Annotated in this window: 1 protein-coding gene (only partly in view); it reads left to right on the top strand. The window is 70.0% G+C overall.

What is annotated here, in order from left to right; all coding sequences use genetic code 11:
• Nucleotides 1-12,376, top strand: the 5' end (the start) of a protein-coding gene (locus D7Y11_RS08595; RefSeq protein ID WP_158641908.1) for a non-ribosomal peptide synthase/polyketide synthase. 19,124 nt of this gene lie beyond the right edge of the window; only the first 12,376 of its 31,500 coding nucleotides appear in the window; it begins with the start codon at nt 1-3; its stop codon lies beyond the right edge, outside the window.

Below are 12,376 nucleotides of genomic sequence, written 5' to 3' on the forward strand. Positions count from 1 at the left end.
TTGCCGCGTTCCCCTGAGCTGACGCCCTCGCATTCCACTCTCGTCGAAATCCTGCGGAGCCGGGCTGAATCACGGCCCGATCAGCCGCTGTACACGTTCCTGGACGACGCGGGGCAGGAAGACGGAGCGCTGAGCTACGCGGGGCTGGATGCGCGGGCGCGGCGGATCGCGGTGGCGCTGCGGAAGGTGGCGAAGCCGGGCGAGCGCGTGATGCTGCTGTACCCGCCCGGGCTGGAGTACGTGGCGGGGTTCTTCGGGTGCCTCTACGCGGGGCTCATCGCGGTGCCGGCGTATCCGCCGGATCCGATGCGGCTGGAGCGGACGCTGCCGCGCCTGCGCGCGATCATCCAGGACGCGAACGCGACGGTGGTGCTCACCACGTCCGGCATCCTGTCCATGACGGAGTTCGTCTTCGAGCAGGCGCCGGACCTGCGCTCGCTGCACTGGGTGGGGACGGACGAGATTCCGGCCGGTGGGGAATTGGAGTGGACGCCGCCGGCGGTGGACGCGTCGACGCTGGCGTTCCTCCAGTACACGTCGGGATCCACGGGCTCGCCCAAGGGCGTGATGCTGAGCCACGGCAACCTGGCTCACAACCTGGCGCTGATCACCGACGCGTTCGAGTTGGGCCCCAGCAGCTCGGCCGTCATCTGGCTGCCGCCGTACCACGACATGGGGCTCATCGGCGGCATCCTCACGCCGCTGTACGCGACGTTCCACGCGGCGCTGATGTCGCCGATGACGATGCTCAAGAACCCGCGCGTGTGGCTGGAGGCCATCACCCGCTACAAGGCCACCATCAGCGGCGGGCCGAACTTCGCGTTCGACCTGTGCATCCGGCGCATCCCGGCGGAGGAGCGTCAGTCGTTGGACCTGAGCTCGTGGCGGGTGGCGTTCACCGGCGCGGAGCCCATCCGTCCGGCGACGCTGGATCGCTTCGAGCAGGCCTTCGGGCCGCACGGCTTCAAGCGTGAGTTCTTCTTCCCGTGCTACGGCCTGGCGGAGGCGACGCTGCTGGTGTCGGGCGGGCGCGTGGAGGCGCCGCCGGTGCGCTGCGCGCTGGATGCTCCGGCGTTGGAGCAGCGCCGGGCGGTGCTGGTGGACGCGGCGAAGCCGGAGGCGCGCGTCCTGGTGGGCTGCGGCGATGAGCGGCCGGGACACCCCGTGGCCATCGTGGATCCCCAGACGCGCGAGGCGTGCGCGCCCGGCGGCGTGGGTGAAATCTGGGTGCGCGGCCCCAGCGTGGCGCTGGGCTACTGGAACAAGCCGGAGGCGACGGCGGAGGCGTTCCATGCGCGAGTGAAGGGCACGGACGAAGGCCCGTTCCTGCGCACCGGCGACCTGGGCTTCATGCGGGACGGCGAGCTGTACGTCACCGGACGGGCCAAGGACCTGATCATCATCCGGGGCCGCAACCACTACCCGCAGGACATCGAGCAGACGGTGGAGGAGAGCCACCCCGCGCTGCGCGCTGGCAGCGTCGCGGCGGTGTCGCTGGAGGTGGCGGGCGAGGAGCGCCTGGTGGTGGTGCAGGAGATCGACCTGCGCAAGGCGGGCAACCTGCGCAAGCAGGTGGACATGGCGGAGGCGGCGGTGAAGGAGATCCGCCAGCGCGTCGCCGAGCGGCACGAGGTGCAGGTGCACGCCGTGGCGCTGATCGAGCCCGGCAGCATCCCGAAGACCTCCAGCGGGAAGATCCAGCGGCACGCGAGCAAGGCGCAGTTCCTCGCGGACGAGCTGCGCACGGTGCTGGTGTGGCGCGAGCCGGGGTTCGAGGAGGCGGAGGAGTCGGATGCCGCCGAGGCCTCGGAGCCCGCCGCGGCGCCGGTGCGCGAGGATGTGCCGGAGGCCGCGCGGGGCACGCTGACGTGGCTGGTGGAGCGCGTGGCGGAGCAGCTGAAGATGCCGGCGAAGACGGTGGATGTGCGTGAGCCCATCACGCGCTACGGCCTGGATTCGCTGAGCGCGGTGGAGCTGGCGCACGCGGTGGAGAAGGGGCTGGGGATCGCGCTGCCCATGGAGCTGCTGCTCCAGGGTCCGAGCCTGGTGGATCTGGCGAAGCGCATCACGGCGTCGAAGCAGGAGCCGAAGGCGGCGGTGCTCGCGCCTCGGCCGCGTGGCGCCACGCAGCCGCTGTCGTTCGCGCAGCAGCGCCTGTGGTTCCTGGACCGGCTGGAGCAGGGCAGCGCGCTCTACAGCATCCCGGGCGCGGTGCGGCTGGACGGCGCGCTGGACGCGGAGGCGATGCGCCGGGGCCTGGAGGAGATCGTCCGCCGGCACGAGTCGCTGCGCACGACGTTCCGCGAGGAGAACGGCGAGGCGGTGCAGCTCATCCACCCGGCGAAGGCCTTCGAGCTGCCGGTGGTGGACCTGACGGGCTTCCCGGAGGCGTCGCGCGAGGAGGAGGCGCGGCGGTGCGTGGATGAAGAGGCCGGGCGCCCGTTCGACCTGGGCGCGGGTCCGCTGGTGCGCGCGCGGTTGCTCAAGCTGGGTGAAGCGAAGCACGTGTTGCTGGTGACGATGCACCACATCGTCTCCGACGGCTGGTCCATGGGCGTGCTCGTGCGTGAAGTCGCCGCGCTCTACGACGCGTTCCGTGGCGGGCGGGGTTCTCCGCTGCCGGCGCTGAAGGTGCAGTACGCGGACTTCGCGCAGTGGCAGCGCGAGTGGCTGCTGGGCGGCGTGTTGGAGAAGCAGGTCGGCTACTGGAAGCAGCGGCTGTCCGGAGCGCCCGCGCTGCTGGAGCTGCCCACGGACTTCGCGCGTCCGGCGGCGCAGACGTACCGCGGCGCGACAGTGCCAGTGAAGCTGGGCGCGGAGCTGAGCAAGGCGCTGGGCGCGCTGGCGAAGCAGGAAGGCGTCACGCCGTACATGCTGCTGCTGACGGCGTTCCAGGTGCTGCTGGGGCGCTACTCGGGGCAGGACGACATCTCGGTGGGTTCGCCCATCACGGGCCGCACGCGTGCGGAGACGGAGGGCCTCATCGGCTTCTTCGTCAACACGCTGGTGCTGCGCACGAAGCTGGAGGGCAATCCGTCCTTCCGCGCACTGCTGGCCCAGGTGAAGCAGACGACGCTGGGTGCGTACGCGCACCAGGACGTGCCGTTCGAGAAGCTGGTGGAGGAACTCCAGCCGCAGCGCAGCCTCAGCCACGCGCCGCTGTTCCAGGTGATGTTCGTGTTGCAGCAGGACGTGCTGCCGCACTTCCGTCTGCCGGGCGTGGAGCTGTCGCCGTACGACGTGGAGTCGAAGACGGCGAAGTTCGACCTGACGCTCTACCTGACGGAGACGGCGGGCGGGCTGGACGGGACGCTTGAGTACAACACGGACCTGTTCGCTGCGGCGACGGCGCGGCGGATGATGGAGCACCTGCGGGTGCTGCTGGAGTCGCTGCTCACGGATCCGGGCGCGAAGCTGTCCGACCTGTCGCTGATGGGAGCGCAGGAGAAGCAGACGCTGCTGAGGGACGTGTCGGGGACGGACCTGTCGGTCCCGGTGCGCGGGACGATGCAGGCCCTGTTCGAGGCGCAGGTCGCGCGCACGCCGGATGCGCCCGCGGTCCACTTCGATGGTGAGGTGCTGACGTACGCGCAGCTGGATGCGCAGGCGAATCAGCTGGCGCACCACCTGCGTGGCATGGGCGTGGGCCCGGACATGCTGGTGGGCGTGAGCCTGGAGCGCTCCGCACGGATGGTGGTGGCTCTGCTGGGCGTGCTGAAGGCGGGCGGCGCGTACGTGCCGCTGGATCCGGCGTACCCGCAGGATCGTCTGGGCTGGATGCTGGAGGACGCGCAGGCGACGGTGCTGCTGACGCAGCAGAAGCTGCTGGGCGTGCTGCCTGAGCACTCCGCGAAGGCCGTCTGCGTGGACACGGATTGGGCCGTGATCGCGCGGCAGCCGACCACGCCTGTCGCGACGAGCACGGGCGTGGGGAACCTGGCGTACGTGCTGTACACGTCGGGCTCCACGGGCCGTCCGAAGGGCGTGGCCATCGAGCAGCGCAGCGTGGTGGCCTTCCTGCACTGGGCGACGGCGGCTTTCACTTCGCAGCAGCTGGCGGGTGTGCTGGCGGCGACGTCGCTGAACTTCGACCTGTCGGTGTTCGAAGTCTTCGCGCCGTTGATCTGCGGTGGTGCCGCCATCGTCGCGGAGAACGCGCTGGCGTTGCCGACGCTGAAGGACGCGGGCCGCGTGACGCTGGTGAACACGGTGCCCTCCGCGATGGCGGAGTTGCTGCGCAGCCAGGGCGTGCCGGAGTCGGTGCGCACGGTGAACCTCGCGGGCGAGCCGCTGCTGAACCGGCTGGCGCAGCCGCTGTACGGACTGAAGAACGTCGAGGGCGTCTACAACCTCTACGGCCCGACGGAAGACACGACGTATTCGACGTACTCGCGGGTGGAGAAGGGTGCCGCGCGTGAGCCGACGATTGGCCGTCCGCTGACGGGCTCGCGGGCGTACGTGCTGGACGCGTGGCTGCGTCCAGTGCCGCAGGGCGTGCCGGGCGAGCTGTACATCGCGGGCGCGGGCCTCGCGCGCGGCTACCTGGCGAAGCCTTCGCTGACGGCGGAGCGTTTCGTGCCGAACCCGTTCAGCACCGACGCGGGCGCGCGGATGTACCGCACAGGTGACCGCGTGCGGTGGCTGGCGACGGGCGAGCTGGAGTACCTGGGCCGCATCGACTTCCAGGTGAAGGTGCGTGGCTTCCGCATCGAACTGGGCGAGGTGGAGTCGGCCCTGGCGTCGCAGCCCGGCGTGCGTGAGTCGGTGGTGGTGGTGCGTGAGGACGTGCCCGGCGACAAGCGCCTGGTGGCGTACGTGGCGGGTGTGTCCCTGGACGTGGCGGAGCTGCGCAAGGGCCTGAAGGCGCGGCTGCCGGAGTACATGGTGCCGTCGGCGTTCGTGGTGCTGAACGCGCTGCCTCTGAATCCGAACGGGAAGGTGGACCGCAAGGCGCTGCCGGTGCCGGAGGCCCAGTCGCGGAGCCAGTACGTCGCACCGCGCACGGCGACGGAAGAGCAGGTCGCGACGCTCTTCGCGCAGTTGCTGCGCGTGGAGCGCGTGGGCGCGGAGGACTCGTTCTTCGAACTGGGCGGACACTCGCTGCTGGCGATGCAGCTGGTCTCCCGGCTGCGCACGGCCTTCGGCGTCGAGGTCCCGCTGCGTTCGCTCTTCGAGCTGAACTCGGTGGCCTCGCTCGCGTCGTTCGTCGACGGGAAGAAGCAGCAGGCGGAAGCCGCGAACCTGCCGCCGCTGAAGCGGGTGTCGCGTGAGGGCGTGCTGCCGCTGTCGTTCGCGCAGCATCGCCTGTGGTTCCTGGACCGGTTGGAGCAGGGGAGCGCGCTCTACAACGTGCCGGGCGCGGTGCGTCTGGATGGCGCGCTGGACGTGGAGGCCCTGCGCCTGACGCTCCAGGAGATCGTCGCGCGGCACGAGTCGCTGCGCACGACCTTCCGCGAGGACAACGGTCAAGCGGTGCAGATCATCCACGCAGCGGTCCGGATGGACCTGCCCGTGGTGGATCTGTCGGTCGCGGGTGAGGCAGAGATTCAGCGCCGGGTGAACGAAGAGGCCGTGCGTCCGTTCGATCTGGGCACGGGTCCGCTCTTCCGCGCTCAGTTGCTGAAGCTGGGAGAAGCGAAGCACGTACTGCTGGTGTCGATGCACCACATCGTCTCCGACGGCTGGTCGCTGGGCGTCCTCGTGCGCGAGATGGCTGCGCTCTACGAGGCGCACTCGCAGGGCCGCGCCATGCCGCTGCCGGAGCTGGCGGTGCAGTACGCGGACTTCGCGCAGTGGCAGCGGGAGTGGCTGCTGGGCGGAGTGCTGGAGAAGCAGGTCGGTTACTGGAAGCAGCAGCTGGCAGGGGCTCCGGCGATGTTGGAGCTGCAGACGGACTTCGCGCGTCCGGCGGTGCAGACGTACCGCGGCGCGACGGTGCCGGTGAAGCTGGGCGCTGACCTGAGCCGCTCGCTGAATGCGCTGGCGAAGCAGGAAGGCGTCACGCCGTACCAGTTGCTGCTGGCGGCATTCCAGGTGCTGTTGGCGCGGTACACGGGCCAGGACGACATCTCGGTGGGCTCGCCCATCGCGGGCCGCACGCAGGCGGAGACGGAGGGCCTCATCGGCTTCTTCGTCAACACGCTGGTGTTGCGCACGAAGCTTTCAGGCAACCCGAGCTTCCAGCAGCTCCTGAAGCAGGTGCGCGAGACGACGCTGGGCGCGTACGCGCACCAGGACGTGCCGTTCGAGAAGCTGGTGGAAGAGCTGCAGCCGCAGCGCAGCCTGAGCCATGCGCCGCTGTTCCAGGTGATGTTCGCGTTGCAGCAGGACGTGCTGCCGCACCTGAAGCTGTCGGGCATGGAGCTGTCGCCGTACGAAGTGGAGTCGAAGACGGCGAAGTTCGACCTGACGCTCTTCCTCACGGAGACCGCGGGCGGACTGGAAGGGACGCTCGAGTACAACTCGGACCTGTTCACGGCGGCGACGGCGCGGCGGATGACGGAGCACCTGCGCGTGCTGCTGGAGTCCGTGGCGGTGCGGCCCATGGCGAAGGTGTTCGACCTGTCGCTGATGGGCGCGCAGGAGAAGCAGTCGCTGCTGCTGGACGTGTCGGGGACGGACCTGCCGGCTCCGGTGACCGGGACGATGCAGGCGCTCTTCGAGGCGCAGGTTGCGCGCACGCCGGATGCGGCGGCCGTCTACTTCGACGGACAGGTGCTGACGTACGCGCAGCTGGAGGCGCAGTCGAACCAGCTGGCGCATCACCTGCGTGGCATGGGCGTGGGCCCGGACATGCTGGTGGGCGTGAGCCTGGAGCGCTCCGCACGGATGGTGGTGGCGCTGCTGGGCGTGCTGAAGGCAGGCGGCGCCTACGTGCCGTTGGATCCGGCGTACCCGCAGGATCGCCTGGGCTGGATGTTGGAGGACGCGCAGGCGACGGTGGTGCTGACGCAGCAGAAGTTGCTGGGCGTGCTCCCCGCGCACTCGGCGCGCAACGTGTTCCTGGATACCGATTGGGAGAACATCTCCAAGAACCCTGCTTCGCGCGTCGATGCGCGCACGGGCGTGAGGAATCTGGCGTACGTGCTGTACACGTCGGGTTCGACGGGCCGTCCGAAGGGCGTGGCCATCGAGCAGCGCAGCGTGGTGGCCTTCCTGCACTGGGCGACGACGTTCTTCACGCCGCAACAGCTGTCGGGCATGTTGGCGTCGACGTCGCTGAACTTCGACATCTCAGTGTTTGAAGTCTTCGCGCCGCTGAGCATCGGTGGTTCCGTCATCGTCGCGGAGAACGCGCTGGCGCTCCCGACGATGAAGGACGCGAGCCGGGTGACGCTGGTGAACACCGTGCCCTCCGCGATGGCGGAGTTGCTGCGCAGCCAAGGCGTTCCGGAGACGGTGCGCACGGTGAACCTCGCCGGTGAGCCGTTGCTGAACCGGCTGGCGCAGGCGGTGTACGGGCTGAAGAACGTGGAGGCCGTCTACAACTTCTACGGCCCGACGGAAGACACGACGTACTCGACGTACTTGCGAGTGGAGAAGGGCGCGACGCGGGAGCCGACCGTTGGCCGTCTCCTGACGGGCTCGCGGGGGTACGTGCTGGATGCGTGGCTGCGTCCGGTACCGCAGGGCGTGCCGGGCGAGTTGTACATCGCGGGTGCGGGCCTCTCGCGAGGCTACCTGGCGAAGCCTGCTCTGACGGCGGAGAGGTACGTCCCCAACCCCTTCAGCCAGGAGCCCGGCGCGCGGATGTACCGCACGGGCGACCGCATCCGCTGGTTGCCGAATGGCGAGCTGGAGTACCTGGGCCGCATCGACTTCCAGGTGAAGGTGCGTGGCTTCCGCATCGAACTGGGCGAAGTGGAGTCGGTGCTGTCCACGCAGCCCGGCGTGCGCGAGTCCGTGGTGATGGTGCGCGAGGACGTGCCCGGCGACAGGCGCCTGGTGGCGTACGTGGCGGGTGCGTCCCTGGACGTGGCGGAGCTGCGCAAGGGTCTGAAGGCGCGGCTGCCGGAGTACATGGTGCCGTCGGCGTTCGTGGTGTTGAGCGCACTGCCTCTGAATCCGAACGGGAAGGTGGACCGCAAGTCGCTGCCGGTTCCGGAGGCCCAGGTGGCGCAGGGCCAGTACGTGGCTCCGCGCACTGCGACGGAAGAGCAGGTCGCGACGATCTTCGCGCAGCTGCTGCGCGTGGAGCGCGTGGGCGCGGAGGACTCGTTCTTCGAACTGGGCGGACACTCGCTGCTGGCGATGCAGCTGGTCTCCCGGCTGCGCACGGCCTTCGGCGCCGAGGTCCCGCTGCGTTCGCTCTTCGAGCTGAGCACGGTGGCTTCGCTCGCGGCGTTCGTGGATACGGCCGTGTCAGGCCGTGATGCGTCCAAGGCCCCGGCGATCACGCCTCGGCCCCGGAGCGCCACGGAGTCGCTGTCGTTCGCGCAGCAGCGTCTGTGGTTCCTGGACCAGCTGGAGCAGGGCAGCGCCTTCTACAACGTGGCGGGCGGTGTGAAGCTGGAGGGCGCGCTGCATGTGGAAGCCATGCGGCGGGCCCTGGAAGAGATCGTCCGCCGGCATGAGTCGCTGCGCACGACCTTCCGCGATGAGAACGGTCAGGCGGTGCAGGTCATCCACCCGGCGAAGGTCTTCGAGCTGCCGGTGGTGGATGTCTCCGGTGCACAGGACACGGAAGCGCGGCGGCTGGCGGAGGAAGAAGCCGCGCGCCCGTTCGATCTGGGCACGGGTCCGCTCTTCCGCGCGAAGCTGCTGAAGCTGGGAGAAGCGAAGCACGTGCTGCTGGTGACGATGCACCACATCGTCTCCGACGGCTGGTCCATGGGCGTGCTCGTGCGTGAGGTCGCCGCGCTCTACGAGGCCCAGGTCCTCAACCAGAAGTCGCCGCTGCCGGAGCTGGCGGTGCAGTACGCGGACTTCGCGCAATGGCAGCGGGAGTGGCTGCTGGGCGGGGTGCTGGAGAAGCAGGTCGGCTACTGGAAGCAGCAGCTGTCCGGAGCGCCCGCGGTGCTGGAGCTGCCCACGGACTTCGCGCGTCCCGCGGTGCAGACGTACCGCGGCGCGACGGTGCCGGTGAAGCTGGGCGTGGACCTGAGCCGCACGCTGAACGCGCTGGCGAAGCAGGAAGGCGTCACGCCGTACCAGCTGCTCCTGGCGGCGTTCCAGGTGCTGCTGTCTCGCTACAGCGGGCAGGACGACATCTCGGTGGGCTCGCCCATCGCGGGCCGCACGCAGGCGGAGACGGAGGGCCTCATCGGCTTCTTCGTCAACACGCTGGTGCTGCGCACGAAGCTGGCGGGCAACCCGAGCTTCCAGCAGGTGCTGAAGCAGGTGCGTGAGACGACGCTGGGCGCGTACGCGCACCAGGACGTGCCGTTCGAGAAGCTGGTGGAAGAACTCCAGCCGCAGCGCAGCCTGAGCCACGCGCCGCTGTTCCAGGTGATGTTCGCGTTGCAGCAGGACGTGCTGCCGCACCTGAAGTTGTCGGGCGTGGAGCTGTCGCCGTACGAAGTTGACGCGAAGTCCGCGAAGTTCGACCTGACGCTGTCGCTGACGGAGACGGCGGGCGGGCTGGAAGGAACGCTGGAGTACAACACGGACCTGTTCGCGGCGGCGACGGCGCGGCGGATGACGGAGCACCTGCGGGTGCTGCTGGAGTCCGTGGCGGTGCGGCCCATGGCGAAGCTGTCCCAGCTCGCGCTGATGGGTGAGCAGGAGCGTCACCAGGTGCTGGTGGCGTGGAACGACACTCGCGGCGACGTCACGGGTGACGTGACGTTCCCGGTGCTCTTCGAGGCCCAGGTGCGTCGCGCGCCGGACTCGCAGGCGCTGGTGTTCGAGGATGCCTCGCTGACGTACGCGCAGCTGGACGCGCGGGCGAACCAGCTGGCGCACCACCTGCGCACGCTGGGCGTCGGGCCCGAGGTGCGCGTGGCGCTCTGCGTGGAGCGTTCGCTGGAGCTGGCGGTGGCGATGCTCGGCATCCAGAAGGCCGGTGGCGCCTTCGTGCCGTTGGATCCGTCCTACCCGCGTGAGCGCCTGTCCTTCATGCTGGAGGACAGCGGCGCGCCCGTGCTGGTGACGCAGGAATCGCTGAGCCAGCAGCTGCCCTCCGACGGCCTGCGCGTCGTGCGCATGGACGTGGAGGCGACGCACCTCCGGACGCTGCCGGAGACCGCTCCGGCCTCCAGCGCCAACGCCGACACCCTGGCGTACGTCATCTACACGTCCGGCTCCACGGGCCGCCCCAAGGGCACGCTCCTGCCGCACCGGGGCCTCAACAACACCGCCCGGCAGGCCGCCGCGGCGAAGGGCCTGGGTACGGGCCGCCGCGCGTTGCAGTACGCGGCGTCCAGCTTCGACGCCAGCGTGTGGGAGGTGTTCAGCACGCTCGTGTCCGGGGCCACGCTGGTGCTCGCGCCTCGCGACCGCCTGCTGCCGGATGAGCCGCTGCGCACGCTGCTGAAGTCGCAGCGCATCACCACCGTGACGCTGACGCCGTCGGTGCTCGCGCAGTTGAGCACGGACGGACTGGACGGGCTGTCCACCATCGTCTCCGCCGGTGAGGCGCTGAGCGTGGAGATGGCTCGCAAGTGGGGGCAGGGGAGGACGCTGATCAACGCGTACGGCCCCACCGAGACCACGGTCTGCGCGACCCTTACGCACGGCGGTGTCCGGGCGGAGCGCCTGACCATCGGCAAGCCGCTGGCGAACGTGCAGGTGTACGTGCTGGATGCCCTGCACCATCCGGTGCCCGTGGGTGTCGCGGGCGAGCTGTACGTCGCGGGTGAAGGCCTGGCGCGCGGCTACCAGGGCCGGCCGGACATGACGGCGGAGAAGTTCGTCCCCAACCCGTTCAGCCAGGAGCCCGGCGCGCGGCTGTACCGCACCGGCGACCGCGTGCGCTGGCTGGCCGAGGGCGAGCTCGAATACCTGGGCCGCATCGACCACCAGGTGAAGGTGCGTGGCTTCCGCATCGAACTGGGTGAAATCGAGGCCGTGCTGCTGCGCCACTCGGACGTGCGTGAGGCGGCGGTCGTGGTGCGCGAGGACGTCCCGGGCGACAAGCGGCTCGTCGGCTACGTCGTTCCGCAGCCGGAGCGGACGGTGGACGCGGCCTCGCTGCGCAAGCACCTGAAGGACGGCGTGCCGGAGTACATGGTGCCGTCGGCGTTCGTGGTGCTGGACGCACTGCCGATGACGCCCGCTGGCAAGGTGGACCGCAAGGCCCTGCCAGCCCCCACGGGTGCGCTCACGCGTCCGGATGCCTACGTGGCCCCGCGCACGTCGACGGAAACGCGCGTGGCGGCCCTCTTCGCGCGCGTGCTCACCGTGGAACGCGTGGGCGCGGAGGATTCGTTCTTCGAACTGGGCGGCCACTCACTGATGGCCACGCAGTTGGTGTCGCGTCTGCGCGGCGAGTTCCAGGTGGAGCTGCCCCTGCGCGCGCTCTTCGAGTCTCCGACGGTGGCCGCCCTGGCCGCCCGCGTGGACGAGGCCACCGGCGCCGAGCGGAAGTTCAAGACGCCGCCGCTCAAGCCCGCGTCGCGTGAGGGCTCGCTGCCGCTGTCGTTCGATCAGGAGCGCCTCTGGCTCTTCGAGCAGCTCACGCCGGGCACGCCCATCTACAACGTGCCCAGCGCGGCGCGTTTGACTGGCGACCTGGACGTCGACGTGCTCCGCCGCGGCCTGGAGGAGATCGTCCGGCGCCACGATGCGCTGCGCACCGTCTTCCATCAGGACGCGTCCGGCGCGCCCGTGCAGGTCATCCTGCCGGCGAAGCCGTTCGTGCTGCCCGTGGTGGACCTGTCCTCGCTGCCCGCCGACCAGGCGGAGGCCGAGGCCCGGAAGCACCTGAACGCGGAGGCCGCCCGGCCGTTCGACCTGGTTCAGGGCCCGCTCCTGCGCGCCCAGCTCCTGAAGCTGAGCGCGCGCGAGCACGTGCTGTGCCTCGCCATGCACCACATCGTGGTGGATGGCTGGGCCGTGGGCGTGTTCATGAACGAGCTCCAGGCGCTCTACACCTCGTTCTCGCGCGGAGAGCCCTCGCCGCTGCCCGCGCTGCCCGTGCAGTACGCGGACTACACCCTCTGGCACCGCCAGTGGCTGAGCGGCGACGTGCTGGAGCAGCAGATCTCCTGGTGGAAGAAGCAGCTCGCCGGAGCGCCCCGCATCGCGCTGCGCACGGACGCGCCGCGTCCCGCGGGCGACCGCTTCCACGGTGACAGCCGCCGCTTCCACCTGTCCCCGGACCTCACGTCCCGCATCGAAGCGCTGGGGCGAGGGGAGGGCGCTACGCTGTTCATGGTGCTGCTCGCCGCGTTCGACGCGCTCCTGCACCGCCGCACCGGCCAGGACGACATCGTCG

Source organism: Corallococcus sp. AB018 (genome assembly GCF_003986945.1).
In the GTDB taxonomy this organism is placed as follows: domain Bacteria; phylum Myxococcota; class Myxococcia; order Myxococcales; family Myxococcaceae; genus Corallococcus; species Corallococcus exiguus.